Origin of the sequence: Parvibaculum sp., from assembly GCF_030694575.1 — a bacterium.
GTDB lineage: Bacteria > Pseudomonadota > Alphaproteobacteria > Parvibaculales > Parvibaculaceae > Parvibaculum.
In genome coordinates this window covers 1-25,394 of record NZ_JAUYUS010000026.1, presented here as the reverse complement: position 1 = coordinate 25,394, position 25,394 = coordinate 1, and the positions used below count along the sequence as shown (strand labels likewise).

The following is a 25,394-nucleotide window of genomic DNA, read 5'->3' as shown; positions in this document are numbered from 1 at the left end:
TTGCGGCAAACGGCGGAGGAGATGCTGTGAGCCGCGGAAAGCCGGGTAGCAGGTTCGGGATTGTCGATCTCGGCTCGAATTCCGTGCGCCTCGTCGTCTATGCGGGCGCCGAGCGGAACCCCGTCCTTGTCTTCAACGAAAAGGTGATGGCCGGTCTCGGCCGGACGCTCGCCTCGACCGGCCGGCTCGACCCGAAGGGCATCGACCGCGCGCTGGACGCGCTGCGCCGCTTCATGGCGCTGCGCGAACAGATCGGCGTGCCGCACCTCGTGGTCGCGGCGACGGCCGCGGTGCGCGATGCGGAAGATGGACCCGATTTCCTCGCCCGCGCCGAAAAGATATGCGGTTTCAACATTGAGCTTCTGTCGGGCGTGGACGAGGCGAGGCTTTCCGCGCAGGGCGTTCTCTCCGGCATACCGGAGGCGGAAGGCCTTGTCGGCGACCTGGGCGGCGGCAGCCTCGAACTGGTGCCCGTTTCGGGCGGCAAACCCGGCCCCGGTGCGACGCTCCCCCTCGGGCCCCTGCGCCTGATCGACCTCGCGCATGGCAGCCTCGCCGAAGCCGAAGCCGTGGTCGACCGGGCGCTTGGTGAGCAGGAATGGCTGAAGGAGTTCCAGGGCCGCCGCTTCTACGCCGTCGGCGGCGTCTGGCGAAACCTCGCGCGCATCCACATGGCACAGCGCAACTACCCGATCCACGTTCTCCATCAGTATGTGATCCCCGCCCGCGACGCCGCCGACATCTCGAAGGTGATCGAGAAGCTCGGCCCCAAAACGCTGGCCCAGATCCCCGATGTGTCGGAGCGCCGCGTCGAGGCGCTTCCGTTCGGCGCGCTTGTGCTCGACAAGCTCATCTCCGCCCTGAAGGCGAAGGAGGTCGTAATCTCCGCTTACGGCCTTCGTGAAGGCATTCTGTTCGACCGGCTCGACAAGAAGGAACAGGCGAAGGACCCGCTGATCGCCGGTTGCCGCGATCTCGCCGGGCGGCTCGCGCGCTTTCCGCAGCATGGCAACGAGTTCAACAAATGGACGGCGCCACTTTTCGCGGAGGATGTGCTTGGCGAGACGCCGGCGGAAGCGCGGCTGCGTCACGCGGCCTGCATTCTGGCGGACATCGGCTGGTATGTGCATCCCGACTATCGTGCGCATCACGCGATGACGCAGATATTGCTGGCGCCTTTTTCAGGTGTCGATCATGCCGGCCGCCTCTTCCTGGCGCGCGTCGGATATCACCGGCACGAGGGAAAAGGCGAGCCGGAACTGCTCGGCAATCTTTCCGGCATCATCACCGAGCGCGAACACGAACGCGCGCTGGTGCTGGGCCTCGCGCTCAGGCTTGCCTTCACGCTTTCCGGCGCGACGCTCGGCATGCTCCCCAAAACCCGCTTCGAGATCGGCAAGAATACCGTCACGCTTGTCGTGCCGAAAAAATATGAGGCACTGGTAGGCGAAATCGTCCTGAAGCGCCTCGCCGCGCTCGCCCGCGCGCTCGGCCGGAAAGGCGATATCCGGGTGGGGAGGTAGGATATTCCACCCGGTTCCGCTGGCCGGGAATATCCTTCTGTCCTATTATTTTCACGTGACGTGAGCCCATCGCCGGACGCTGAAGGCGCGGCAGGATTTGCGCGGCCTTCTCAACAGGAACCGTCGTCCGGCCAGCCGGAGGAGACGATCATGGGAATGTCGATCAAGCTCTTCACTTATCTGCGCGACAACGGCATCGATTACGAAGAGGTCAGGCATCCACGTGAGGTGACGACGAGCCGCATCGCCGAGCGGGTCCACGTGCCGGGCGACAGGCTCGCCAAGGCCGTCCTCGTCAAGGGCGACGGCGGCTACCGGATCGCGGTGATCCCGAGCACCTGCAAGCTCGATCTGGCGCGGCTGTCGCACATGCTGGACGAGCGCATCGGCCTTGCGACGGAAGCCGAGATCGAAAGCTGCTTCCGCGATTGCGACGCGGGCGCGCTGCCGCCGCTCGGCGAGCCCTATGGCATGAAGGTCTGCTACGACGATGCCGTTGCCACGCAGCCTGAAATCTATTTCGAGGCGGGCGACCACAAGACGCTGGTGCATATGAGCGGCGCGGATTTCGCGCGGCTGATGGGCGAAGCGGAGCACGGGGCCATCGCCCGGCATATGTAACGGGTGGAAGGCGGACCCTAGCGTTTCGTCTCGATCAGCACGATGCGTTTGCCCTTGACGCCGATGGCGAGTTCGCCGCGCTTGAGCTTCAGCGCTTCCTCGCCGAACAGTTCGCGGCGCCAGCCCTTGAGCGCCGCCACGTCGGCCTCCGCATGGGCGGCGATGAGTTCGAGGTCGGCGACATTGGCGACGAGCTTCTGCGCCACGTCATGCTCCTCGCATTTGATCTTGAGGAGAACCTTGAGGAGTTCGACCAGCGGCCCGATGCCCGGCGGCAGCGGTTCCGGCCCTTCGACGACGGGGATGTCCTCTTCCTTCATGGCGAGGCCGCGCTCGACGGCTTCCATCAGGCTTGCCGCCGAACGGCTGTTCGAGAAGCCCTTCGGCACGGCGCGAAGCCCGTCGAGATCGGAGATTGAGCGCGGAATCTGCGTCGCGATTTCCGCCAGCGCGTCGTCTTTCATCACGCGCGAGCGCGGCAAGTCGCGCTCCTGCGCCTGCCGTTCGCGCCACGCCGCCACCTCGACAAGCACCGCGAGGCCGCGCTGGCCGCGGAACCGCGCCTTGACGCGCTTCCAGGCATTCTCCGGCCGCATCGCATAGGTCTCGGGGTCCTGCAGCACTGCCATTTCCTCGGCCACCCAATGGGCGCGCTTCGTCTGCGTCAGCCGCTTCGCCAGCACCTCGTAGATGGTGCGGAGGTAGGTCACGTCCGCCATGGCGTATTGAAGCTGCTTTTCGGACAGGGGGCGCCGCGACCAGTCTGTGAAGCGCGACGACTTGTCGACGCTGCCGCCGGTGAGTTTCCGGACAAGCGTTTCGTAGCCGACGGAATCCCCGAAGCCGCAGACCATCGCCGCGACCTGCGTATCGAACAGGGGATCCGGGATTGCCTTGCCCTCATGGCAGAAGATTTCGATGTCCTGCCGGGCGGCGTGAAACACCTTCACGACGTTCCGGTTCTTCATCAGCGCATAGAAAGGGGCGAGGTCGAGATCGGGAGCAAGCGGATCGACGATAAGCTCGTCGCCGGGGCCGGCAAGCTGGATCAGGCAGAGCACGGGCCAGAAGGTCGAATCCCGCATGAATTCGGTGTCGACCGTGACAAAACCGGCCGTGGAGAGCCGGTCGCAGGCGGCCCTCAAGGCCTCATTCGTCGTAATGATTTCCATGAAATGCTCTATAGCCGATCCGGCCGCGCCTGTCGCGGGGGTAGAAAGGCCGGAGATAGAGCCGGGCGTCAGTCCTTGGGCGCCGTTATTTTCACGCCGAGGCCGCCTTCATTGATGAATTCAATGCCCTCCGCCTCGAAGGCATTCTGAATGGCCAGCACGGTGGTGTAGGTCGAGCGGATGGCGCCGCGCGATGCCTCGACGCGCTTGATGGTCGGAACAGACAGGCCCGTCGCTGCCGCAAGCTCGCGCTGTCCCCAGTTCAGAAGGGCGCGCGCGGCTTTGATCTGTTCTGCTGTCAGCATTTCAGAGCAATGTGTTCATGCGCACGCTGCGTCCGAATCGTCCGCGCACACGGCCCATGGAGAAACTCAAGGGATTAGTGTTTGTTCTATTAGTTGTCATATTGATACCAATCATATAAAAATAGACGAGTCGCAGTTCCCAAGAAGATAGAGTAGGGGTCGTACATTTATCACGACCTGTGAATGCTGAATGCTACCATTGTGAACTAATTGAAAAGTCAATTGTGGAGCGAGACTTAAGATAAAATTTGAAAGGGTCATTTTATCTTATCTGTCTTGCATACAGGCGAACTCTTTTACGGGTGTTTCGTGTTAGCAAGCGGCCCTGCAGCCCTTATCGAAACCGTCGTTCGCGCGATCCATGAAGTCATGAAGCGGACGCCAGCGGAAGAACTCGACATGTTGTCGTGGAAGTCGCCGCTGGCCTGCCGAATTTCCTGGGCGGCGCTCGAAGCCTTTCCACATACGTCAGTCGAGCGGGACGCCCGGATGGCCGACCTGCTTATCGCAGCGTCGAATGCCTGTTCGGATGAGGGCGACCTCTATCTGGACATCGCGCTTGCCGTCGCCGCCCGCTCGTTTTTTTGCCGCGCTTTCGAAAGCGACAGCCTTACGCCGCAGGACGTGCTGATCCGGATAGATATCCTGCTGACATTTGTTCGTGAATCCTGGCTTCCCGACAATGTCGATCTGACACGCCACCTGTCCAAGCTCAGGCGGCATATCGCCACGCTGTTCGCCGCGTCGTCCATCTGGCCTGCCTCGCCGCCCCGCCGTTTCGGCAGGGGAGGAGCCCAGCGCACCATCCTTGAACTGGTAACGGGAAGCCACGGCCAGGGGGACGAACTGCGTCCGTAGCACCGGGCTGTCGGGAAATCCTGCCAACGCTTGACAAGTCCCCCCAATAAATGCGCTTTTCGCGTCGTCGCGGTGTATCGATTTCATTTGCGCTGCGCCGATTCGTGCTGGAATCTCAAGGCTTTATGACATGAGCAGTTTTCGCAGCCACACCAGTGGCGAGCTTCGCAAGTCGCATGTGGGGGAGACGGTGCGTCTCGCCGGCTGGGTTCACCGCAAACGTGACCATGGCGGACTCCTTTTCATCGACCTGCGCGACAATTACGGGCTGACCCAACTCGTCTTCGACCCGGACCGGGCGGAGGCCTTCGCACTGGCGGAGAAGGTCCGCGCCGAATACGTCGTCGCGATCGAAGGCAAGGTTGTCGCCCGGTCGGCCGAAACGGTAAATGCGAACCTGCCGACCGGGGATATCGAGATTGCGGTTTCCTCGATGGAAGTGTTGTCGGAAGCGCAGGACCTGCCGCTGCCGGTGTTCGGCGAGCCTGACTATCCGGAAGACATCCGGCTCACCTACCGCTTTCTTGACCTGCGCCGCGAGACGCTGCACAAGAATATTCTCCTTCGCTCGAAGATCGTCGCGGACATCCGCCGCCGCATGACGGAAGCCGGCTTCAACGAATTCCAGACGCCGATCCTGACCGCGTCGAGCCCGGAAGGCGCGCGCGACTTCCTGGTGCCGTCGCGTATGCATCCCGGCAAGTTCTATGCACTGCCGCAGGCGCCGCAGCAGTTCAAGCAGCTCATCATGGTGGCGGGCTTCGACCGCTATTTCCAGATCGCGCCCTGTTTCCGCGACGAGGACGCGCGCGCCGACCGTTCGCCCGGTGAATTCTACCAACTCGATGTCGAGATGAGCTTCGTGACGCAGGACGATGTCTTCGGGGCCATCGAGCCCGTGCTGCACGGCCTGTTCGAGACGTTCGCGGAGGGCAAGAAAGTCTCGCCCTATCCGTTCACGCGCATTCCCTACGCGGAAGCGATCCGCAAATACGGCTCCGACAAGCCTGACCTGCGCAACCCGATCGTCATGGAGAGTGTGACCGATCATTTCCGTGGTTCGGGCTTCAAGGTTTTCGCGGGGCTCATCGAGAAGGACTCCAAGGTCGAGGTCTGGGCGATCCCGGCGCCGGGCGGCGGCAACCGCGCCTTCTGCGACCGCATGAATTCATGGGCTCAGGGTGAAGGACAGCCGGGCCTCGGGTATATCTTTTTTCGCGAGGAAGGAGGCGCGCTGGAAGGTGCCGGTCCCGTCGCGAAGAATATCGGGCCCGAGCGCACCGACGCGATCCGCACGCAGCTCGGCCTCAAGGCGGGCGACGCGGTTTTCTTTGTCGCGGGCGTGCCGGCCAAGACGGCAAGTTTCGCCGGCCTCGCACGCACCCGCGTCGGCACGGAGCTTGGGCTGATCGAGGAGGGCATCTTCAAGTTCTGCTGGATCGTCGACTTCCCGATGTTCGAATGGAATGAGGACGAGAAGAAGATCGACTTCTCGCATAACCCGTTCTCGATGCCGAACTATCCGCTCGACAAATTCCTTGCGCTCGACAAGGACGACGCCGACGAGATCCTGGGCATGACGGCCTTCCAGTACGACATCGTCTGCAACGGTGTCGAGCTTTCCTCAGGCGCCATCCGCAATCACAAGCCGGACGTCATGTACAAGGCGTTCGAGATCGCAGGCTATGACAGGTCGGTGGTCGAGACGAAATTCGGTGGCATGCTGAATGCCTTCAAATATGGCGCGCCGCCGCATGGCGGGCTCGCACCCGGCATCGACCGGATGGTGATGCTGCTCGCGGGCGTCGAAAACCTGCGTGAGGTGACGATGTTCCCGATGAACCAGCAGGCGCAGGATCTGCTCATGCAGGCGCCGTCTGAAGTGGAGCCGAAGCAGCTCAAGGAGCTTCATATTCGCGTCGTGCCGCCGCTGGAGAAGAAGAAGGAAGGCTGATCCTCGCGGGACAATGGCGGTTTTCAGCCCGTTCGACGGTTGTGACAGTCTGTCCCGTGACGCCGGGCCCCGCTCGCCCTACCATCTTCCAAGGGGCGTCCGAGCACCGGAGGATATAATGCAGCCGAAGCGTATCTGGATCGTCGTCACGGATGGCGAGAAGTGCCGTTTTCTCACCAGCGAGAAACGCAATCAGGACCCCGTGGCCGCGATGCCCGACCTGATCGTGCCGAATCCGCCGACGCGGGAGCAGGGCACCGAACGCCCCGGCCGCACTTTCGAAAGCGTCGGGAACCGCCGCTCGGCGCTGGAGCCGCCGGTCGACTGGCACCAGCAGGCGAAGCGCGACTTTGCCCGCGAAATATCGAAAATCCTGCAGCAGAAGACGCGCGACAATGCCTTCGACCAGCTGATTGTCGTTGCGACGCCCGAAATGCTCGGCAACCTCCGGCCCGTCATCGCCTCGGAGACGAAGGAGCGGATCGTCGGCGAGGTGAACAAGGATTACACCCAACTCACCCCGCGCGAGATCAAGCAGCAGCTTTCGGAAGGCTACAACGTCTGACGCCTGTCCGGTTTACTGGATTGCAGGTGCCATCGGCGTCGTTTCCTCGAAAACCGGAATCGGCAGCGCGTCGATCGGGATGATGACGCCGTTCGATGCCTCGATGGCATCGCCGGAGACATTGGCACCAAATTTCGAATGGCCGTAGTGGATGGGGCTCTGCGTGCCGTCGATCGTCACCTTGCCGCGCTGGAGCGTCGTCGCTTCCGTGACCTTGCCGGTCAGCGAGGCAGGCGTGTGGCGGCCGCTCACGATGCTGTAGAGGAGGAGGGCGCGTGCGTTCTCCTTGTTGCTCGGATTGTCGCCCACCAGAAGATCGTCGACACCGCCCGGCTGATTGGCGAGAGCCTCGTCCGTCGGCGCGAAGACGGTGATGTTGCCTTCCGTGTAGCGGAACTTGAGGTCGTTCGCCTCGATGATCTTCGTCAGCGTCGAGAACTGCGGATCGCTCTTGAGCGTCTCATAGACATTGGCGGCAAAGGCGGGCGCGGCGCCGAGCGCGCCGATCGCCAGAGCCGCAAGGAACAGACCGGTTTTTTTCATCATTCTGCCTTTCGCGTGAAAGCCCCGTAGAGAGCTTACCTAGACGCCGATTTTGACCGGAATGCGACATAATCATCCGCGGCGGCCCCGCGGGCCCTTGTGCCTGAGGTAAAGGGCCGCAAGCGGCGCGGCGCTGAGCCCGTGCAGGAAGATGCTGATGAAGACGGTTAGGGAAACGACTGAAGTGAGCCGCTCCAGCGCCTCTTGCCCACCCTCGGCCCCGCCAAGCGCCTGCACCGCCAGCAGGAGGTAGAGAACGGAAGCGATGCCGCGGGGGCCGAACCAGGCGAGAAGACCGACGGCGCCGGGTCCCAGCCCCGTGCCGACGAGCGACAGGGCGACCGGCAGCATCCGCACAAGCGTCAGGCTGAGGACCGCATAGAGCAGCGTCGCGAAATCCCAATGCGGCACGCCGATGGGCAGGATCAGGGCGCCGAACAGAAGGAACAGCGCGGAGGTGAGGATACCCGCTTCGGCCTCCGCGAACTCCTCCAGCCGCCGCGCCGGGGCGTCGGTATGCAACGTCAGCGGCATCATCAGGCCGGCGGCGAAGGCGGCGATGAAGCCGTTGCCGCCGATGGCCTCGGCGCCGGCATAGGCGATTACGGCGAGGGCGGGCGCGGAGAGGCGCTGGAAAAGAGGTGTCATCTCACGCCGGTTCGCCGCCCGCCGGACGAGCCAGCCGCCGCCATACCCGATGGCGGCACCGGCCAACGGCCCGAGAATGAGATGGCCGGCAAGTGTCGCCGCGATACCCTGTTCCGTTCCATGTCCGGCCGCGATCCCGAAGACGATGAGGATGGGCGGCAGCACCAGCCCGTCATTGAGCCCGCTTTCGACATTGAGCGTCTGCGACACCGTTTCCGGCATTTGCGGATTGGCGATGGCGCTCTGGGCGAGGGCGGCGTCGGTCGGCGCGAGGATGAGCGCGATCAGCGCGAGGCACCACCATGCCTCGCCCGGAAAAAGCAGCCATGCAGCAAGGAAGCCGATCAGGACCGCCCCCGGCAACCCGGCCAGCAGCAGGCGCGCGGGCAGGTTTTCCTCCTGCTTCAGATGCGAGGGATTGATCCGCGCGGCATCGGTGAAGAGCAGGATCGCGAGACCGAATTCCGCCAGGAGCCGCATCGTTTGGTTGGCGATCTCGGTCGCCGCCGCGCCTTCGCCGCCGCCAAGGCCGATGGCGGCGAGCCCGGCACCGGCCGCCGTGAAGACCATCGGCCCCGTGACGTAGCGCCCGATGCGCCCGCCCGAGACGAGCCCGTAGGCGACGATCAGCAGCGCGACGGCGACGAGAACATCATAGGCGTCCACCGGCTTCCCCCGCTTGCAGCATCTGCCGGAGTCTAACCTGGTAGCGGCGGAAATGAAAAAAGGGGATGGCGCACCATCCCCTTCTCAAAGCGTGCGGACAGAAATCAGAATGAGGTGATGAACTGCAGTGTGAAGGCGTGGCCACTGAGCTCGTCCGTGTTGCTGCCGCCCGTATCGGTCCAGATGTAGCGGTACTGGCCGCCGATCTTGGCGCCGCCGCCAAGGGCCAGGTTGAGGCCCGCAGTGCCCTGCACGGCGAGGTCGGAGCTGCTGTCGTCGATATTCGTGGGCACGCCACCGATCGAATCGACTTTCAGTTTCGAAAAGGCCACGCCGGCGCCGCCGCCGATATAGGGATCGAAACTGCCGCCGGCCATCGGATGGAAATGCGCATTCACCATCGTCAGGACCGAGCTGACATCGCCGTCGATGGGAACCGACACGCCGCCAGTGGTGCCCTGATCGAAGTCGGCGGTCAGATAGGTGAGTTCGGCCTCAAGCGCGAGCTGCGGATTGAGGTGGTAGCCGATCGCGCCGGATACGGTCCAACCCGTATCGAAGGAGATCTCGACCGGTGTGCCGCCGGCCGTACCGTCGATGTCCTCCATGACCAGCACGCCGCCCGACAATTTGAAATAGGTGTCGCCGACTGCAACCTCGTCGGCGAAAGCGGGCGAGGCCAGAATGGTCAGAAGCGCCGTGGCGGCGATGAGCTTGGATGTATGTTTCATTTGATTTCCCCCCTTGATGAAACGGCTAATTTAAGCAGTCTCAGAATGGGACGGTCAAATTGAATGTCGCCCGGTTTGCGGGAAAATTGCGGACGAAAACTCCGCGTTAATCGGCCCCCATTTAGCGGTCGCAGAACGGTCCCACACCTCCCCATTTCGCTTAAAGACGAAAATCCGGTCCATTCCGGCCGCAACGAAAGCGAGGCCGGGCGCACCGCCACTTATACTTTCCCGGCATGCCCGAACAGACACACAGCCTCATCCTTGTGAACCGTCCCGGCGCGCAGGACGTGCAGGATTTCATCGAGATCGCGGAGCGGATGGCGGCGATCGCGCCGCGCATCGGCGTGCATATCGTCGATGCGGCGGGGAACGCGGGCGTGCTGCCGCGCGAGGTGTGGGAGCGCCCCGCGCTGACGGTTTCGATGACGCTGCCGGCCTTCCGCCCCCGGCGCGGGCCGCTCTATCACGGCTTTCCGGTGCCGAAATTCCAGCAGATGCGGAAGTTTGCCGCCGCCGGCCTCCCCGTTCCCCGGACGCTGGCCTACCGTCTCGGCTGGCGGCTGAAGCACGCCGTCTGGGGAGAGCATGTCATCGTCAAGCCGACGGCGGTGCGCGCTATGTCGAACGGCGACGCCGTCTTCGTGATGCGGACGGAGCGCGTGGCGGACCTCGCGCCCGTCGTCTTTCCGCCCGGCCATGCGGCGCGCGAAGCGCCGCTCCTCGTGCAAAAGTTCATCGACACGGGCGAATACCCCTGGAGCTATCGCGTGCTGACGCTGTTCGGCGAGCCGATCATGTCGATGATCTACCGCGCCAAAAACCCGAGGCCTCCGCTCGACGTGCCGGACGAGGAACTGATGCGCGCCTCCTTCGCCTCGAATGTCGATCCGCATTTCACCTGTACGCTCGAAGCCGAACCCGAGGTGCTCGACTTCGCCCGCCGCGCCTCGAAGGCCATGCCGCGCATCCCGCTGCAGGGTATGGATATCATCCGTGAGCGGACGACCAACGACCTCTACATGCTCGAGGTCAATCCCGGCGGCAATACCTGGCATTTCTCCTCGAAGCTGGCGGAAGAGGGACGCAAGGAAGTCTCGCGGGAGGAACGCATCGCTCAGTTCGACGCCTGGGGCGTGGCGGCGAGGGTGCTGGCGGAGCGGGTTTTCGCGGAAGCCGCATGAGACGCACGACCGACCCCGCAAGGCGATGCCTCCGGGGTTTTGCTTTTCGTCTGCGGCCTTCGAGAAAAGAAGGATGCGCGGAGCGGCGGCGACGCCGCCTTTGTTTGTTTATATTGGCGGGGTGCGTCCTCCTCCGACGCTCCGCGCGGCGATTTTTCGGATCCCCCATTCCAACTCTGGCGCACTCCCGGCTTTTATCGGCCGGGACGCCCGTGGACCGTAGTATCCACCAACCGACGGGATCCCCCGGGACGCGAGGTCTGGAATTCCCCACGCCGCAGGCATCGACACCCTCTCCACGCATTCGGCCAGTCCGGACGCGCCCTTCGGTGGAGCGAGATGGATTTAATATGGGTACGGAGGAACAGGCGGGGACAAGTTTATTTTCGGGAGGGCGGACGCAGGCAGTCGAAAATGGCCGGAAATGCCGTGGGACGGTTCTTCCTTATTGGTTGTCAAAAGACGCCGCGATAGCGCGCAAGAAGGCGATATTTTCCATCTCGCGATTGGTGCGCTCATCCATGCTCGTGCCGTAGGCCGGATTGGCGGACAGCTTGACGATGGTCACGCCGCGCGAGGGATCGACATAGACCAGCTGGTTGTAGATGCCGATTGCGCTGAATTCGCCGCGATCGCCATTCGGAAGCCACCATTGATAGCCATACCCCAGATCGAGCGGATGATCGGCGAGTATGGGTTGGCCCGGCTGGTGAGGGGGCGCATCCGCCCGCACAGAGGCATGGACCCAGGTTTCCGGCACAATCTGCTTTCCGTCCCAGCGGCCATGGTTGCGATAGAGCTCTCCCAGCTTGGCGAAGTCGCGCGCGGTGACGTTGAGACCCGCAAAGGCCATCTCCATCCCCACGCCATCGATCAACCAATAGGCATCAGATTCAAAGCCGAGCGGCTCGACGAGCTTCTCGCGCATGTAATCGGTCAGCGAGCGGCCCGTCGCGCGTACCAGCAGGCCGCCCAGCGCCTGCGTGTCACCGCTATTGTAGCGACAGATAGTGCCGGGTTCCGCCTCATGAACCATCGTCGCGACAAAGGTATCGAGCGGCATTACGCCCGCCATCGCTGCGGCCAGCCGGTGCACGTCGGAACCGGTGTCGGTATAGTCCTCATTCCAGCGTGCGCCGGAAGACATTTGCAGCACGTCCTTGATACTCACCCCGTCATAGGCGGAACCGGGCTCGACGCCGATATAATCGCTGATCGGATCACCGATCCCGCGGATATGGCCTTCGGCCACAGCAATGCCGACCAGCGCCGAGACAAAACTTTTGGCCACCGACCATGATATCCACTGCACATCGCGCCCGCCGGTCAGACGGTAAAGCTCATGGCGAACTTCGCCGTCCTTGAGCACCAGCACCGCGGACGTGTCGGTTTCCGTGAGGAAAGAATCCGATGACCGCTCCTTGCCTTCGAACGCATAGGTCGCAGGCAAAGCAATCGTCCGGCCATCCGCAAATCGATATGCCGCTGAGGACGCCGCCATGCGGGAGACGGGCAGCATCTCCTTGAAGCGGGCGAAATTCTCATATTGGGATTTGCCTGTGAACAGGCCGAGATCGGTAATGTGCTTATCGGTCATGGAATCAGATTCCGGTTTTGGCGGGGGGTGCAAAAGGACTGGTCGCCACGTGAAGGGCCGCCGCACGGACGGTGTCCGGCGCATGAGGTGCAAGGCCGAGATGGCGGAAAAAGGCCGCGCCGAACGCCAGCGACACAGCGACAAAGGCCCTATCCCGACCTGACGTCTCGTCGTCCGCGATGAGCGCTGCCACTTCCGAGATCACACGCTCATATAGCGCCGCCAGCCGCGCGCGGAGCTCCGCGTCGCGCATCGAGAGATGCCACAATTCCATGATGACGATGTTGGTCGTGTAATCGGCAAAGATGGTGTCGAGCACCAGGTCCAGGGCCTGCCCAGCCGTGCCGTCAGAGGGCAATTGTCTGAACTGCGCCTCGCCCCGCTCAAGCAGCCGATCGATCAGTGCGCTCACCATGTCCGCCCGGTTGCCGATGAAATAGCGCACCAGCGAACGCGGTTGGCCAGCCTGTTCCGCAACGTCGATCAACGTGGTCTTGGCGAATCCCTTGCGCACGACGCACGTCTCGAATGCCGCAAGAATCTCTTCCCGCCTCTCGTCGCCAACCCTCGGCCGCGCCATCGCATCTCTCACGAAAACGAATCTTGTCAACTTTGACAATAAACGTCTTCAAATGAGATCGTCAAGCGTCAGCCAAAAGCCTCGTGGCGGCAAAAGATCTCGAGTACCCCGCATGGATTGCTGATCGGGTATCGCCGACTTTCTCAGCTACACCCGCTGGTCCCGCCGCAGGTGTCGCATTTCAGGCAGGTGCCGTTCCTGACCATCGTGAAGTTGCCGCATTCGCTGCAGGCTTCGCCTTCATAGCCTTTCATGCGGGCTTCGGCGGCGCGGCTGATGCCGCCGCCGGACGATCCGCCCCCTGACGATACGGCGCCGACGGCAACCGCCGCGAAGCTTTCGGACGAGCCCGCGCGCATCAGCGCGCCGGCCGCCATGACTTCGGCCTTCACCGTCTGCTCGCGGATCGCGGGCGCCGCCACGGCTTCCGCGACGGTCGCCCTGGCGAGGGCCGCCGCGCCGCCGCGCACGAGATAGAGGTTCCCCATCTGCGCATTGCGCGTGTAGCCGGGGCTCACCACGGCGGAGGCGGGCAGCGCGGGCGCCTTGCCCTCGTCGGCGCCGTCGCCCATCGCGTCGAAGGCGAACTCCTTCGGATCGACATGGCCGAGATCGGAGCGGCCGAGATAGGAGACCGCAAGCTCGCGGAAGACATAATCGAGGATCGAGGTCGCGTTCTTGATCCGGTCGTTGCCCTGCACGAGGCCCGCCGGCTCGAAGCGCGTGAAGGTGAAGGCCTCGACATATTCCTCCAGCGGCACGCCATATTGGAGGCCGAGCGAAATCGCGATGGCGAAATTGTTCATCAGGCTGCGGAAGGCGGCGCCCTCCTTGTGCATGTCGATGAAGATTTCGCCGATCTTGCCGTCGTCATATTCGCCGGTGCGGAGATAGACCTTGTGGCCGCCGACCAGCGCCTTCTGCGTGTAACCCTTGCGGCGGTCGGGAAGCTTCTCGCGCTTCTGCTCCGCCGCCGTCACCTGCTCGACGAGCTGCGCGACGCTGCGCTCCGCGACCACGCGGGCGCGCTCCTGCGGCGCCTGCGCCATCAGCGTTTCGATGGCGCTCTCCTCGTCTTCCTCCGTCTCGTCTTCGAGAAGCTGGGAGTTGAGCGGTTGCGAAAGCTTGGAGCCGTCGCGGTAGAGTGCGTTCGCCTTGAGGCCGAGCTTCCAGGAAAGCATGTAGCTCTCCTTGCAATCCTCGACGCTCGCCGCATTTGCCATGTTGATGGTCTTGGAGATCGCGCCCGAGATGAAAGGCTGTGCCGCCGCCATCATGTGGATGTGGCTTTCGACCGAGAGATAGCGCTTGCCGATGCGGCCGCAGGGGTTGGCGCAATCGAAGACGGAGAGGTGCTCGTCCTTCAGGCCCGGCGCGCCTTCAAGCGTCATCGCGCCGCAGACATGGAGGTTCGCCGCGTCGATTTCCTGTTTCGTGAAGCCGAGCGCCGCCAGCATGTCGTAATCGAGATCGTCCATCGCGTCGCCGTCGAGGCCCAGCACCTCCGTGCAGAATTCCTCGCCGAGCTGCCACTTGTTGAAGACGAAGCGGATGTCGAAGGCGGTCGCCAGCGCCGCCTCGATCGTATTGATCTTCGCCGGCGTGAAGCCGCGCTCGAGCAGCCGCTCGTGGTTGACACCCGGCGCATTGGCGAGCGTGCCCTGGCCGACGGCATAATTCACGATGGCTTCGATATCGGCTTGGGAATAGCCGAGCGTGCGGAGCGCCTGCGGCACGGCGCGGTTGATGATCTTGAAATAGCCGCCGCCCGCGAGCTTCTTGAACTTCACCAGCGCGAAATCGGGCTCGATGCCGGTCGTGTCGCAATCCATGACGAGCCCGATGGTGCCCGTCGGCGCGATCACGGTCGCCTGCGCGTTGCGGTAGCCGTATTTCTCGCCCATCGCGACCGCGAGGTCCCATGAGGCGCGCGCGTGATCGACGAGGTCCGCCTGCGGGCAGTTCGCCGCGTCGAGCGGCACGGGGGCGACGGCGAGACCTTCGTAACCCTTCGTCAGCCCATGCGCCGCGCGCGCATGGTTGCGCATCACGCGCAACATGTGACCGGCGTTCTCCTCATAGCCTTCGAAGGTGCCGAGCTCCTTCGCCATCTGCGCCGAGGTCGCATAGGAGACGCCCGTCATGACGGCGCTGATGGCACCCGTGAGCGCGCGCGCCTCGGCGGAGTCGTAGCCGAGCCCCAGCGACATGAGGAGGCCGCCGATATTCGCGAAGCCGAGGCCGAGTGTGCGGTAACGGAAGCTGCGCTCCGCGATTTCCCGGCTCGGGAACTGCGCCATCAGAACCGAGATTTCCAGCACGATGGTCCAGAGCTTCACGGCGTGCTCGAACGCCTCGACGTCGAAACGCCCTCTCTTTTCGGACGAGGAGGCCGCGTCGCGAAACTGCATCAGGTTCAGCGAGGCGAGGTTGCAGGCCGTGTCGTCGAGGAACATATATTCCGAACACGGATTGCTGGCGCGGATCGGCCCGGAGGCCGGGCAAGTGTGCCAGTCGTTGATGGTGGTGTGGTACTGGATGCCGGGATCCGCGCTCGCCCATGCGGCATGGCCGATCTGCTCCCAGAGCTCCCGCGCGGGCAGCACTTTCGTCGCCTCGCCCGAGAGGCGGCTCCTGAGCGTCCAGTCGCCGTCTTCCTCGACCGCGCGCAGGAAGTCGTCGGTGACGCGCACGGTGTTGTTGGAGTTCTGCCCCGACACCGTCAGATAGGCATCCGAATCCCAGTCCGTGTCGTAGACCCTGAAGTCGATCTCGTCATAGCCCTGGCGAGCGAACTGGATCACGCGCTGCACATAGTTTTCCGGCACATGCGCCTTGCGCGCCGCCAGCACTTCGCGCTTGAGGGCGGGGTTCCGCTTCGGGTCGAAACACGCGTCGCCATCCGCCTCGCAATTCAGGCAGGCGCGCATGATCGCGTTCAGATGTTTCCGGTTGATCTTCGAGCCGGTGACGAGCGCCGCCACCTTCTGCTCCTCCGTCACCTTCCAGTTGATGAAATCCTCGATGTCGGGATGGTCGATATCGACGATCACCATCTTCGCCGCGCGCCGCGTCGTGCCGCCCGACTTGATCGCGCCCGCCGCCCGGTCGCCGATCTTGAGGAAGCTCATGAGGCCCGACGACTTGCCGCCGCCCGACAGCTTCTCGTCCTCGCCGCGCAAATCCGAGAAGTTGGAGCCGGTGCCGGAGCCGTATTTGAAGAGCCGCGCCTCGCGCACCCAGAGGTCCATGATGCCGTTCTCGTTCACGAGATCGTCGTTCACGCTCTGGATGAAACAGGCATGGGGCTGCGGATATTCATAGGCGCTCTCCGTCCGCGCCGTCTCGCCCGTTGCCGGGTCGGTCCGCCAGTGGCCCTGCGCGGGCCCGTCGATGCCATAGGCCCAGTGAAGGCCGGTGTTGAACCATTGCGGCGAATTGGGCGCCGCGATCTGCGCCGCCAGCATGAAGCGCTGTTCGTCGTAGAAGGCGAGGGCGTCGGCTTCCGAGTCGAAATAGCCGCCCTTCCAGCCCCAATAGGTCCAGGTGCCGGCAAGGCGGTCGAAAACCTGCCGCGCGTCCATTTCGGGACCGAAACGGTCTTCCGGGCGCAGCGCCTCGAGCGCATCGTGGTCCGGCGCATGCCGCCACAGGAATTCCGGCACATCCTCTTCCGGCACGCGCTTCAGCACCGCCGCGATGCCGGCCTTGCGGAAATATTTCTGGGCGAGCACGTCGCAGGCGACCTGGCTCCACTCCGCCGGCACCTGGATGTCCTGCAGGCGGAACACGACGGAACCGTCCGGATTGCGGATTTCGCTCGCTGTCGTCCTGAAGGCGATGCCTTCGTAAGGCGACTGACCCTCGACGGTGAAACAACGCTGGATACGCATCTGGCCCCCGGTTTTTCGGCTTCTGGCTCGTCTCGCGAGGCGGGGCAGCGGCTTCGGCCATATGGCTTCCCCCGGTCGTTCAGGCATGGCAATCCGTTGCGCCGCACCGCCCGGCTCCAGACATTCAAGTGTCTGATTCCGTTACGGTTTTCGTCGCTGAGCTATGCGCTCTTTTCGGATGTCCGCCTGTCTCTTCTGCCTCGTCCCCCGCAAGGGAGATCAATCCTAGGGACCATCGGCCCGGCCCGTCAAGCTTGACTCGCAAGATGTAGACGGGACGGGCATCGCCGCCACGAGATGCGGTGTAGTTCCCCTCCGAATCGGCGGTTAACGAGGTGGAAACCTGCAACCTGCTACCAATTCGGTTCAAAACCTGGAAAGGGTGGAGAAGGCGAGTGGGAGAGAAGAGCACGGCTTTCGGCAAGGACCTGAAGTCGCTCAATATTCTGATGGTGGAGGACAACGGCGGCATGCGCCTGTTGCTGCGCACCATGCTGACCACCTTCGGCATCACCAATATCCGCCAGGCCCGGGACGGCACCGACGGCCTCATCGAAATGCAGGTCTACGACATCGACCTCGTCATCTCCGACTGGGAGATGCAGCCGATGAACGGCCGCGACTTCATCACCCGTATCCGCGCCGTCGGCAACGAGCCCTTCTGCTTCACCCCCATCATCGTGCTGACCGGCCACGCCTCTCGCTCGCTCCTCACGGAAGCCTTCGAAATCGGCGCGACCCACCTGCTCGTGAAGCCGGTCACGCCCGCAAGCCTCCTTCACCGCATCGAATGGGTGCTGGCCGACCAGCGCGAATTCGAGGTCGCGGGCGGCATTTACCGCCAGCCCATGCTGATCCACGAGACGGCTGGCATGCGCCGCCGTACCGCCGCCCAGACGACCTGGTCGCTCGATTAGGCTCCGGCCGTTCCGGTCTGGACCATCCTCTCCCTCAATGTCATATTCGGCGCGCCTTCCGGCCCCCGCGGGCCGGATTCGCTCGGGTCACAGCGTCAACGGGATATCGGTCCATGGGTTTGTTTCAGGAAATCTTCATCTGGTGGAACGGCCAGACCATGGGCACGCGCTTCCACACATGGCGCAAGGGCCGTCTGGTCGGCACCGACGAACAGGGCAACCGCTATTATGAGTCGAAGGACGGCGCGGCGATCAGCGGCTACGCGCGCCGCTGGGTGATCTATAACGGCGTCGCGGACGCGTCGCGCGTGACGCCGGACTGGCATGGCTGGCTGCACCACACGGTCGACGTGCCGCCGAGCGAGGAGGACTATGCCCCCCGCGAGTGGCAGCGGCCGCATATGCCGAACATGACCGGCACGCCCCATGCCTACCGGCCCGAGGGCAGCCTGCTCAAGGGCGCCCACCGCCCGCAGGCGACCGGCGACTACAAGGCCTGGCGGCCGGAGTGAACCCGGTGCCGCCCGAGCATTTCCGACACAGGATGATTTAAGGACCGCCATGCAAAGCAATCTCGTCGAAACGCTGATCGGCACGCTGGTTGTCGCGGTCGCCGCCGTCTTCCTCTTCTACGGTTACAGCACATCGGGCATGCGCAGCTCCGCCGGCTACCGCGTCGATGCGGCCTTCAGTGCCATCGACGGGCTGGCGAACGGCGCCGACGTCCGCGTCTCCGGCATCAAGGTCGGCACCGTGGTGCGCCAGAACCTCGATCCCGAAACATTCCAGGCGGTCGTCACCCTCGATATCGCCCGGAACGTGAAGCTGCCGGACGACAGCAGCGCCAAGATCACAAGCGAAGGCCTTCTCGGCGGCAGCTACATCTCGGTCACGCCGGGCGGCAGCGAGGAATACCTCGCCGACGGCAGCGAGATCATGTTCACGCAAGGCTCCGTCGACCTGATGAGCCTGATCGGCCAGGCCGTGTTCTCCACGCAGGGCGGCGGGGACTCGTCGGGCGACGGCCCGGCGGGCGGCAACTAGAAGATGCGCCTGCTCGCAGCCGCATCGCTTTTCCTCGCGCTATCGGCCGCACCGGCCCATGCCGACAAATATCCGGTCGCCGTCTTCAGCGGCCTCGACAAGACCACCGCCCGCGTCACGAGCTTCAGCGCGAGAGTGAATGAGCCGGCCCGCTTCGGCTCGCTCGAGGTCATCGTCCGGGCCTGCGACAAGCGGCCGCCCGAAGAGCCGCCGCAGACGGCCGCCTTTCTCGAAATCCGCCAGATCGACCGCGAGAAGGATGCGGTCCAGCCGGCGCCGATATTCGAAGGCTGGATGTTCGCCGAAAGCCCCGGCCTCAACGGGCTGGAGCATCCGGTCTACGACATCTGGGTGACCGACTGCAAAACCGCGTCGGGCGGCGCGTCGAGCGGCAGCGAATAGAAATTGGCCGTCATCGCCGTCGCCTCGAAGAGCTTTGCCCGGTAGGCGTTGCGCGAAATTTCCACCGCCCCGAACTGCTGCAGATGCGACGTCACGAACTGCGTGTCGAGCAGCCTGTATCCCCCGGCGATCAGCCGCGCCACGAGATAGACCAGCGCCACCTTGCTCGCATCGGTTTCGCGGCTGAACATGCTCTCGCCGAAAAAGGCCGCGCCCAGCGATACGCCATAGAGCCCGCCGACCAGCCGCCCCTCGCGCCAGCATTCGACCGAATGCGCCCGCCCGCGCTCGTGAAGCTCGCAATAGAGCGCGAGAATACGGTCGTTGATCCAGGTGCCGTTGCGGTTCGGCCCGCCTTCCGCGCAGCCGAGCATGACGTCGCGGAAGGCGGTGTCGATCCTGACTTCGAAAGGCTGTTGGCGGACGGTGCGCCGCAGCCGCCGCGGCACATGAAAGGCGTCGAGCGGCAGGATGCCGCGCGCGTCCGGATCGATCCAGTAGAGCTGCGGATCGTCGCGCGACTCTGCCATCGGAAAGACGCCGTAGGCATAGGCGCGGAGCAGCACATCGGAATCAATGTTGCTCATCTTGGTCTTGCTGTCCTGCCGATGCCGTCGATACGCCGCAACCCGTCGGAATGTAGCGGAGACGCGGCGGCGGCGATACCGGTCCCGCGCGGACGGCGCTTAATTCCGGGGCAGGGCTTCGCTTTCGCGCTCCAGCCGCGTCACGCTTTCGGCGCAGTCATTGTCCTCGCCGAGGCCGAGCTGGATGGTGGGGAGCAGGGCGGCGAGCGGCGTCAGCAGCGCGCCCAGCACCGCCGCCGTGCCCGCCCGCGCGGCCAGCGCCTCCGCGTCGGGCCCGATCCCGGGATCCTTCAGCCGTCCCTCGATGTCGATCGGCGCCGCCACCGAGCCGATACTCGGCTGCTTCGGCTCCGTGACGATCCGGTAGTCGATGGTCTCGTCCTTGAGGTTGACGGTGCCGGTGCCGACGATATTGGCCTTCTCCGTGTCCACATAAAGCGTGCGCGTCCGTAGAACGCCCTTCTCCAGCGCGAAGTCGCTCACCATGCAGCGAATGCCGGTCCGGTCGGGCAGGCCGAGCAGCGACAGGATCGAATTGCCGAGGTCGAGCCCTGCGAGGTCGACCAGTAGCGCGCTCATGTCGCCGCCTGCCATGAAGAGCTTCAGTTCGCCGTCGCCGGCGCCGAGCATCGTCGCAATCGAATTTCCCCTCGTTTCCAGCACGGCGCGGCCGCCGATGGTGCCGGTGCCCTCGAAGACGCCCGTCGCCTCCATCAGCCGGCGGAGATCGACCCGGTGGAAATCGACATCGGCGGTGACGTGCATCGGATCTTCGCGCGCATCGAGTACGACGTTGCTGGCGATCTTGCCTTGGCCGACGCCGAGATCGAGCGGCTTCAGCGTCACCTTGCCGTTCTCGATCCTCAGCGTCGTCACCAGATCGTCGAGCGGCATGCCTTCGCCTTCGATCCGCGCGGCCTCGTAACGCACATGGAAATCGGCGGCGCGGATGTCGGGGATTTCGAACGGCTCGTTGGGCAGCAGCCGTGGGTTCGCTTCCGCCCGGGCATGTTCGGCCCGTTGCTCCGCCGACATATCGGGCTGGTCCGCCTCGCCGGGCGCGGCGCCGATGAAGCCGCCGAGATCGGCGAGCAGCACCCGCTCGGAACGCAGATCGGCGGCGACGCGGGGACGCTCCTCGCCGGGATCGACCGTGAAGGTGCCCGACAGGTCGCTCTGGCCGACCCGGCCGGCGAAATCGTCGAACCGGATTTTTCCGTCCGCATAATCGAGCCGGCCTTCAAGCCGATAGGGCGGCGTCGAGACGAGGGGAATGAGGATCAGAGGTTCGAGATCGTCGAGCGTCTTTCCCTCCAGTTCGAGCGCAAGCCTCGCGCCCGCGAGGCGCAGCGGATCGACCACCGTGCCTTGCAGCGAAATCCGCGTGTCGCCGTTGCGTGCCTTGAAGTCGACCGGATAGGGCTTCTCCGTCTCGCGCAGCGAGAGGAGGGCGCCGCCCCGGAAGCGGGCATCGACAGGCTGGCCGTTATAGGTCCCCTCCGCGCGCGCCACCAGCATCGGCTCGCCGTCCTCCGCCGTCTCCGTGTGAATGCGCATGGTCACGTCCGCCTGCAGTTCGGGATCGGCGAAGCGGACGGTGCCGTCCTCGATGACGAGGTTGCCGATCTCAGGCGGTGTCCCGCCTTCACCGCCGGATTGTTCGCCGGAGAATTGTTCGAATACCCAGTTGCGCCGTCCCTCGCCATCGCTGCGGAGGTTGCCTCTGGGCTTCTCCACGCGGATTTCGGGAATGACGGTCCGGCCGCGAAGCGCCGCCAGTGCGTCGAGGCTGACGCTCAGCCGCTCGACGGTCGCGAGCGGCTCTCCTTCGCCGAAATCGGGCGGGTTTTCGACCGTCACATCGTCGAGGACGGCGAGGGGTATGCGGGAGATATGAAGATCGAAGTGACCGATCCGGACGTCGCGCCTGAGAGCGGCGGAGGCGCGTGCTTCCACCAGCGGGCGGAACCAGTTCCAGTCCCAGAAGATAACAGCGGCAACAACGGCCAGCACGAAGATGGCGAGGGCCGCGAGCCGGGGATGCGCACGCCAGTTCATCCGGACTGAAACGTCCGGCCGCGCGATGCGTTCCCCTCAGTCCCTCAAGCGTTCTTCTTCAGGAAATCTTCCAGCCAGTGAATATGATATTCGCCGTTGATGAAATCCGGCTCGTTGACCAGTTCCTGAAACAGCGGAATGGTCGTCTTGATGCCGTCGATGACGAATTCATGCAGCGTCCGCCGGAGCCGCATCAGGCATTCGTTGCGGTTGCGGCCATGCACGACGAGCTTGCCGATCAGGCTGTCGTAATAGGGCGGAATGCGGTAGCCGGAATAGACCGCGCTGTCGACGCGCACGCCGAGCCCGCCCGGCGTGTGGAAATCCTTGATGGTGCCGGGGGAGGGCGCGAAGGTCTTGGGGTCTTCCGCGTTGATGCGGCATTCGATCGCGTGGCCGGAGAATTCCACATCGTCCTGGCTGAAGCTCATCTCCAGCCCCGCCGCAATGCGGATCTGCTCGCGCACGATGTCGATGCCCGTCACCGCCTCGGTGATCGGATGCTCGACCTGCAGGCGTGTGTTCATCTCGATGAAGAAGAACTCGCCATCCTCGAACAGGAATTCGACCGTGCCGACGCCGAGATAGCCGAGCCCCTTTATCGCCTTCGCGACAATGCCGCCGATCTCCGCCCGCTGCGCCGTGTTGAGCGCGGGCGAGGGGCTTTCCTCCAGCACCTTCTGGTGGCGGCGCTGCAGCGAGCAGTCGCGCTCGCCGAGATGGGCCACGTTGCCATGCGCGTCGGCGATCACCTGCACTTCGATGTGACGCGGCTGGCCGAGATATTTTTCCATGTAGAGCGCGTCGTCGCCGAAAGCGGCCTTCGCTTCCGCGCGCGCGGTCGAGAGCGCGGAGGACAGCTCGCCGCGCGAGCGCGCGACCTTCATGCCGCGCCCGCCGCCGCCTGCCGCCGCCTTCACGAGCACGGGATATCCCGTCTCCTCGGCGACCTTGTAGGCCTGTTCGTCGCTGGTGATGGCGCCGTCGGAACCGGGCACGCAAGGAATGCCCAAGGACTTCGCCGTCACCTTCGCCTGGATCTTGTCGCCCATCAGGCGGATGTGATCGCCGCTCGGTCCGATGAAGGTGATGCCGTGCGCCTTCAGGATGTCGGCGAACTTCGCATTCTCCGACAGGAAGCCGTAGCCCGGATGGACCGCGTCCGCGCCCGTGATCTCGCAGGCGGAAATGATCGCCGGAATGTTGAGGTAGCTTTCGCTCGCGGCGGGCGGGCCGATGCACACGCTCTCGTTGGCGAGCCGCACATGCATCGCGTCGGCATCCGCCGTGGAATGGACGGCGACCGTCTTGATGCCCATCTCGCGGCAGGCACGATGGATGCGCAGCGCGATTTCGCCGCGGTTTGCAATGAGGACCTTCTCGAACATGTGCGGGTCCGGTCTCTCTATTCGATCACGAAGAGGGCTTCGGCGAACTCGACCGGCTGGCCGTCGTCGACGAGAACTGCCGTCAGCTTGCCCGAGCGCGGCGCGGGAATGTGGTTCATCGTCTTCATCGCCTCGATGATGAGGATCGTCTGGCCTTCGGTGACCGAACTGCCGGGCTGGATGAAGACCGGCGCGCCGGGCTCCGGCGCGAGATAGACCGTGCCCACCATCGGCGAGGTCACCGTGCCGGGATGCGCCGCCGCTTCGGCGGCGGTCGCCGGAGCCGCGTGGCCCGCCGGTGCGGCCATGGGCGCGGGCGCCGGCACATGCGCGACGGTCTGCGTGATCTGGCGCGCGACGCGCAGCTTCAGATTATCCGTCTCGATCTCGATTTCGCTGAGGTCCGTCTCCGTGAGGAGGGCGGCCAACTGCCGGATCAGTTCCTGATCGACGCCTGACTTGCTCATCTCGCTTTTCTTGCTTCCCTTTTCACTCGTGGGTTTGCCGCTGGCCGGTGGGCGGGGTGTTGCCACGTGAACGAACTCCTGTTCAGATTTTTGACTTTACGGCTTCAAGCGCCAGTTCGTAGCCGATCGTGCCGAGGCCGCAGATGACGCCCGTGGCGACGGAAGAGATGGTGGAGTGGTGACGGAAGCTCTCGCGTTTGTAAACATTCGAGATGTGAACCTCGACGACCGGTATGTCGAGCGTCGCCAGCGCGTCGTGGATGGCGATGGAAGTGTGCGAATAGGCGCCCGCATTGAGGATCAGGCCCGCCGCGCTTCCGCGCGCCTCCTGGATCCAGTCGACCAGCTCGCCCTCATGGTTCGACTGGCGGCAATCGACGGTGAGGCCGAGCGTCTTCGCCCGCGCCTTCACCAGCTTCTCGATATCGGCCAGCGTCGTGCTGCCATAGATTTCCGGCTCCCGCTGCCCGAGCAGGTTCAGGTTCGGGCCGTTGAGCACGAAGATGGGCTTCGCGGCCGCTTTGGAACTCGGTTTGGCCATCGGGTCGAACGGGCTTTCCGGCGTGACCGCCTGATCTCGGAAGGGGACATAAGGGCTCTAAAAGGGCGAAATTGTGGTCCCCGCCACCCGGCCTTGTCCCGGCTCGCCCCCGATTCGGAAGTCTCTTTTATACGCAAGTCGCCCCGCCAGTAAAAGGCCGGTAAAAGACATGTGGAAAGAAGGGCTTGGCCCCTTCCGTCGGGGCACGGCCCCGGCCTTGAACTGAGGCTCCCGCTCACCCATTATCCGGCCAGCGGCCCATCCGGCGGCCCGCGCGGCACCCAGAAGACGTTAACGGTCAGATGAAACTAACGATCAACGGCGAAACGCGCGAGATGGACGGCCCGTTGACGGTTCTCGGTCTCATTGAAAGCCTGCGCCTGAAGCCCGCCAAGATCGCCGTCGAGCGCAATCTCGAGATCGTGCCGCGCTCGGCCTATGGCGAAGTGGCGCTCGGCGACGGCGACCGTATCGAGATCGTGAATTTTGTCGGCGGCGGATAGCCGCCAGAACAAGAGGGTGGGCGGATAGCCGCCTGAACAGGAGTGAGTGAAGTGACTGAAGCGGCAGCGCGCATCGAGACACCGGCAGCGGCGGACGACGATCCCTTCATCGTCGCCGGACGCCGGCTGAAATCGCGCCTCATCGTCGGCACGGGCAAATACAAGGACCTGGCGCAGAACGCCGCCGCCGTCGAAGCGGCGGGCGCCGAGATCGTCACCGTCGCCGTCCGCCGGGTGAACGTCACCAACCCCGACGAGCCGATGCTGGTCGACTTCATCGACCCGAAGAAGGTGATCTACCTGCCGAACACGGCCGGCTGCTACACCGCCGAAGACGCGGTGCGCACGCTCCGCCTCGCGCGCGAGGCCGGCGGCTGGAACCTCGTGAAGCTCGAAGTGCTGGGCGACCAGAAGACGCTTTACCCCGACATGATCGAAACGCTCCGCGCGGCGGAAGCGCTGCTGAAGGACGGCTTCGAGGTCATGGTCTATTGCACCGACGACCCGATCATGGCGAAGAAGCTGGAAGAGATGGGCTGCTGCGCGATCATGCCGCTCGCCGCCCCCATCGGCTCCGGCCTCGGCATCCAGAACCCGATCAACATCCGCCTGATCGTCGAACAGTCGAAAGTCCCCGTTCTGGTCGA

Annotated in this window: 25 protein-coding genes; 12 read left to right on the top strand and 13 right to left on the bottom strand. The window is 64.2% G+C overall.

Translation table 11 applies throughout. The features are described from left to right. Window positions 1-26: 26 nt before the first annotated feature. Together ppx and Q8S60_RS05040 are read left to right on the top strand one after the other, a co-directional pair. Complete coding sequence (gene ppx / locus Q8S60_RS05045; protein ID WP_305277537.1) at window positions 27-1,523, top strand: exopolyphosphatase; 1,497 nt, start codon at window positions 27-29, stop codon at window positions 1,521-1,523. Between the two features lie 150 nt (window positions 1,524-1,673). After that, complete coding sequence (locus Q8S60_RS05040; protein ID WP_305277538.1) at window positions 1,674-2,144, top strand: aminoacyl-tRNA deacylase; 471 nt, start codon at window positions 1,674-1,676, stop codon at window positions 2,142-2,144. A gap of 17 nt (window positions 2,145-2,161) precedes the next feature. Here Q8S60_RS05040 and rnd read toward each other — a convergent pair whose 3' ends face one another. Then, a complete protein-coding gene (gene rnd / locus Q8S60_RS05035) occupies window positions 2,162-3,316 on the bottom strand; it encodes a ribonuclease D (protein WP_305277539.1) in 1,155 nt (384 codons plus the stop codon). 68 nt (window positions 3,317-3,384) lie between these two features. Then, complete coding sequence (locus Q8S60_RS05030) at window positions 3,385-3,621, bottom strand: helix-turn-helix domain-containing protein (RefSeq protein WP_305277540.1); 237 nt, start codon at window positions 3,619-3,621, stop codon at window positions 3,385-3,387. Between the two features lie 369 nt (window positions 3,622-3,990). Between Q8S60_RS05030 and Q8S60_RS05025 the strand changes: the two genes are divergently transcribed. The 3 genes from Q8S60_RS05025 to Q8S60_RS05015 all read left to right on the top strand — a co-directional run bounded on the left by Q8S60_RS05025 (window position 3,991) and on the right by Q8S60_RS05015 (window position 6,998). Then, on the top strand, window positions 3,991-4,479 hold the full coding sequence (locus Q8S60_RS05025; RefSeq protein WP_305277541.1) for a hypothetical protein: 489 nt from the start codon (window positions 3,991-3,993) through the stop codon (window positions 4,477-4,479). Between the two features lie 130 nt (window positions 4,480-4,609). Continuing rightward, window positions 4,610-6,433, top strand: coding sequence for an aspartate--tRNA ligase (gene aspS / locus Q8S60_RS05020; RefSeq protein ID WP_305325863.1), 1,824 nt, complete (start codon window positions 4,610-4,612; stop codon window positions 6,431-6,433). A gap of 118 nt (window positions 6,434-6,551) precedes the next feature. Further along, on the top strand, window positions 6,552-6,998 hold the full coding sequence (locus tag Q8S60_RS05015; protein ID WP_305277543.1) for a host attachment protein: 447 nt from the start codon (window positions 6,552-6,554) through the stop codon (window positions 6,996-6,998). Between the two features lie 12 nt (window positions 6,999-7,010). Here Q8S60_RS05015 and Q8S60_RS05010 read toward each other — a convergent pair whose 3' ends face one another. The 3 genes from Q8S60_RS05010 to Q8S60_RS05000 all read right to left on the bottom strand — a co-directional run bounded on the left by Q8S60_RS05010 (window position 7,011) and on the right by Q8S60_RS05000 (window position 9,586). Beyond that, entirely contained in the window at window positions 7,011-7,544 is a 534-nt protein-coding gene (locus tag Q8S60_RS05010; RefSeq protein WP_305277544.1) for a fasciclin domain-containing protein, read from the bottom strand. Window positions 7,545-7,613: 69 nt separating this feature from the next. Beyond that, window positions 7,614-8,855, bottom strand: coding sequence for a sodium:proton antiporter (locus Q8S60_RS05005; protein WP_305277545.1), 1,242 nt, complete (start codon window positions 8,853-8,855; stop codon window positions 7,614-7,616). Window positions 8,856-8,959: 104 nt separating this feature from the next. Then, the gene (locus tag Q8S60_RS05000) at window positions 8,960-9,586 is read right to left on the bottom strand and encodes a porin family protein (RefSeq protein WP_305277546.1); all 627 of its coding nucleotides are present in this window, start codon (window positions 9,584-9,586) and stop codon (window positions 8,960-8,962) included. A 236-nt stretch (window positions 9,587-9,822) separates the two neighbouring features. Here Q8S60_RS05000 and Q8S60_RS04995 point away from each other — a divergent pair, with 236 nt between their 5' ends. Then, window positions 9,823-10,770 (top strand): hypothetical protein, encoded by a 948-nt coding sequence (locus tag Q8S60_RS04995; protein ID WP_305277547.1) that lies wholly within the window; start codon window positions 9,823-9,825, stop codon window positions 10,768-10,770. 445 nt (window positions 10,771-11,215) lie between these two features. Here Q8S60_RS04995 and Q8S60_RS04990 read toward each other — a convergent pair whose 3' ends face one another. From Q8S60_RS04990 to Q8S60_RS04980, 3 genes are all read right to left on the bottom strand, one after another. Further along, window positions 11,216-12,367: a serine hydrolase gene (locus tag Q8S60_RS04990; protein WP_305277548.1), complete on the bottom strand. Its 1,152-nt coding sequence runs from the start codon at window positions 12,365-12,367 to the stop codon at window positions 11,216-11,218. Between the two features lie 4 nt (window positions 12,368-12,371). Further along, on the bottom strand, window positions 12,372-12,947 hold the full coding sequence (locus Q8S60_RS04985; RefSeq protein ID WP_305277549.1) for a TetR/AcrR family transcriptional regulator: 576 nt from the start codon (window positions 12,945-12,947) through the stop codon (window positions 12,372-12,374). Between the two features lie 143 nt (window positions 12,948-13,090). After that, the gene (locus Q8S60_RS04980; RefSeq protein WP_305277550.1) at window positions 13,091-16,840 is read right to left on the bottom strand and encodes a vitamin B12-dependent ribonucleotide reductase; all 3,750 of its coding nucleotides are present in this window, start codon (window positions 16,838-16,840) and stop codon (window positions 13,091-13,093) included. A gap of 395 nt (window positions 16,841-17,235) precedes the next feature. Here Q8S60_RS04980 and Q8S60_RS04975 point away from each other — a divergent pair, with 395 nt between their 5' ends. The 4 genes from Q8S60_RS04975 to Q8S60_RS04960 all read left to right on the top strand — a co-directional run bounded on the left by Q8S60_RS04975 (window position 17,236) and on the right by Q8S60_RS04960 (window position 19,203). Then, window positions 17,236-17,757 (top strand): response regulator, encoded by a 522-nt coding sequence (locus Q8S60_RS04975; protein WP_305277551.1) that lies wholly within the window; start codon window positions 17,236-17,238, stop codon window positions 17,755-17,757. 113 nt (window positions 17,758-17,870) lie between these two features. Continuing rightward, window positions 17,871-18,269 carry an NADH:ubiquinone oxidoreductase subunit NDUFA12 gene (locus Q8S60_RS04970; RefSeq protein WP_305277552.1) on the top strand — a complete coding sequence of 133 codons (399 nt, stop codon included), beginning with the start codon at window positions 17,871-17,873 and terminating at the stop codon, window positions 18,267-18,269. A gap of 49 nt (window positions 18,270-18,318) precedes the next feature. Then, complete coding sequence (gene mlaD, locus Q8S60_RS04965; protein WP_305277553.1) at window positions 18,319-18,801, top strand: outer membrane lipid asymmetry maintenance protein MlaD; 483 nt, start codon at window positions 18,319-18,321, stop codon at window positions 18,799-18,801. Between the two features lie 3 nt (window positions 18,802-18,804). Continuing rightward, on the top strand, window positions 18,805-19,203 hold the full coding sequence (locus Q8S60_RS04960; protein WP_305277554.1) for a DUF2155 domain-containing protein: 399 nt from the start codon (window positions 18,805-18,807) through the stop codon (window positions 19,201-19,203). Here the strand turns inward: Q8S60_RS04960 and aat are convergent. The 5 genes from aat to aroQ all read right to left on the bottom strand — a co-directional run bounded on the left by aat (window position 19,140) and on the right by aroQ (window position 24,244). Continuing rightward, window positions 19,140-19,790: a leucyl/phenylalanyl-tRNA--protein transferase gene (gene aat / locus Q8S60_RS04955; protein WP_305277555.1), complete on the bottom strand. Its 651-nt coding sequence runs from the start codon at window positions 19,788-19,790 to the stop codon at window positions 19,140-19,142. The two genes, Q8S60_RS04960 and aat, sit on opposite strands and share 64 nt — an antisense overlap. 99 nt (window positions 19,791-19,889) lie before the next feature. Beyond that, complete coding sequence (locus Q8S60_RS04950) at window positions 19,890-21,848, bottom strand: AsmA family protein (RefSeq protein ID WP_305277556.1); 1,959 nt, start codon at window positions 21,846-21,848, stop codon at window positions 19,890-19,892. 44 nt (window positions 21,849-21,892) lie between these two features. Continuing rightward, on the bottom strand, window positions 21,893-23,236 hold the full coding sequence (gene accC / locus Q8S60_RS04945) for an acetyl-CoA carboxylase biotin carboxylase subunit (protein WP_305277557.1): 1,344 nt from the start codon (window positions 23,234-23,236) through the stop codon (window positions 21,893-21,895). A gap of 17 nt (window positions 23,237-23,253) precedes the next feature. Continuing rightward, the gene (gene accB / locus Q8S60_RS04940) at window positions 23,254-23,703 is read right to left on the bottom strand and encodes an acetyl-CoA carboxylase biotin carboxyl carrier protein (protein ID WP_305277558.1); all 450 of its coding nucleotides are present in this window, start codon (window positions 23,701-23,703) and stop codon (window positions 23,254-23,256) included. 82 nt (window positions 23,704-23,785) lie between these two features. Beyond that, window positions 23,786-24,244 (bottom strand): type II 3-dehydroquinate dehydratase, encoded by a 459-nt coding sequence (gene aroQ / locus Q8S60_RS04935; protein ID WP_305277559.1) that lies wholly within the window; start codon window positions 24,242-24,244, stop codon window positions 23,786-23,788. 302 nt (window positions 24,245-24,546) lie between these two features. Here aroQ and thiS point away from each other — a divergent pair, with 302 nt between their 5' ends. Then, complete coding sequence (gene thiS / locus Q8S60_RS04930) at window positions 24,547-24,747, top strand: sulfur carrier protein ThiS (RefSeq protein ID WP_305277560.1); 201 nt, start codon at window positions 24,547-24,549, stop codon at window positions 24,745-24,747. A 51-nt stretch (window positions 24,748-24,798) separates the two neighbouring features. Continuing rightward, on the top strand, window positions 24,799-25,394 hold a 596-nt coding region (locus Q8S60_RS04925; RefSeq protein ID WP_305668396.1), incomplete at its 3' end, for a thiazole synthase.

Excerpts from the sequence above, each read along its gene's own strand:
- aspS (WP_305325863.1), top strand. The coding sequence starts at position 4,610 with ATGAGCAGTTTTCGCAGCCACACCAGTGGCGAGCTTCGCAAGTCGCAT.
- Q8S60_RS05000 (WP_305277546.1), bottom strand. The coding sequence starts at position 9,586 with ATGAAACATACATCCAAGCTCATCGCCGCCACGGCGCTTCTGACCATT.
- thiS (WP_305277560.1), top strand. The coding sequence starts at position 24,547 with ATGAAACTAACGATCAACGGCGAAACGCGCGAGATGGACGGCCCGTTG.
- Q8S60_RS04995 (WP_305277547.1), top strand. The coding sequence starts at position 9,823 with ATGCCCGAACAGACACACAGCCTCATCCTTGTGAACCGTCCCGGCGCG.
- Q8S60_RS04985 (WP_305277549.1), bottom strand. The coding sequence starts at position 12,947 with ATGGCGCGGCCGAGGGTTGGCGACGAGAGGCGGGAAGAGATTCTTGCG.
- Q8S60_RS05025 (WP_305277541.1), top strand. The coding sequence starts at position 3,991 with ATGAAGCGGACGCCAGCGGAAGAACTCGACATGTTGTCGTGGAAGTCG.
- Q8S60_RS04980 (WP_305277550.1), bottom strand. The coding sequence starts at position 16,840 with ATGCGTATCCAGCGTTGTTTCACCGTCGAGGGTCAGTCGCCTTACGAA.
- Q8S60_RS04960 (WP_305277554.1), top strand. The coding sequence starts at position 18,805 with ATGCGCCTGCTCGCAGCCGCATCGCTTTTCCTCGCGCTATCGGCCGCA.
- Q8S60_RS04990 (WP_305277548.1), bottom strand. The coding sequence starts at position 12,367 with ATGACCGATAAGCACATTACCGATCTCGGCCTGTTCACAGGCAAATCC.
- Q8S60_RS05015 (WP_305277543.1), top strand. The coding sequence starts at position 6,552 with ATGCAGCCGAAGCGTATCTGGATCGTCGTCACGGATGGCGAGAAGTGC.
- accC (WP_305277557.1), bottom strand. The coding sequence starts at position 23,236 with ATGTTCGAGAAGGTCCTCATTGCAAACCGCGGCGAAATCGCGCTGCGC.
- Q8S60_RS04950 (WP_305277556.1), bottom strand. The coding sequence starts at position 21,848 with ATGAACTGGCGTGCGCATCCCCGGCTCGCGGCCCTCGCCATCTTCGTG.
- Q8S60_RS05040 (WP_305277538.1), top strand. The coding sequence starts at position 1,674 with ATGGGAATGTCGATCAAGCTCTTCACTTATCTGCGCGACAACGGCATC.
- Q8S60_RS04970 (WP_305277552.1), top strand. The coding sequence starts at position 17,871 with ATGGGTTTGTTTCAGGAAATCTTCATCTGGTGGAACGGCCAGACCATG.
- accB (WP_305277558.1), bottom strand. The coding sequence starts at position 23,703 with ATGAGCAAGTCAGGCGTCGATCAGGAACTGATCCGGCAGTTGGCCGCC.
- aat (WP_305277555.1), bottom strand. The coding sequence starts at position 19,790 with ATGAGCAACATTGATTCCGATGTGCTGCTCCGCGCCTATGCCTACGGC.
- Q8S60_RS05030 (WP_305277540.1), bottom strand. The coding sequence starts at position 3,621 with ATGCTGACAGCAGAACAGATCAAAGCCGCGCGCGCCCTTCTGAACTGG.
- rnd (WP_305277539.1), bottom strand. The coding sequence starts at position 3,316 with ATGGAAATCATTACGACGAATGAGGCCTTGAGGGCCGCCTGCGACCGG.
- mlaD (WP_305277553.1), top strand. The coding sequence starts at position 18,319 with ATGCAAAGCAATCTCGTCGAAACGCTGATCGGCACGCTGGTTGTCGCG.
- Q8S60_RS05010 (WP_305277544.1), bottom strand. The coding sequence starts at position 7,544 with ATGATGAAAAAAACCGGTCTGTTCCTTGCGGCTCTGGCGATCGGCGCG.
- aroQ (WP_305277559.1), bottom strand. The coding sequence starts at position 24,244 with ATGGCCAAACCGAGTTCCAAAGCGGCCGCGAAGCCCATCTTCGTGCTC.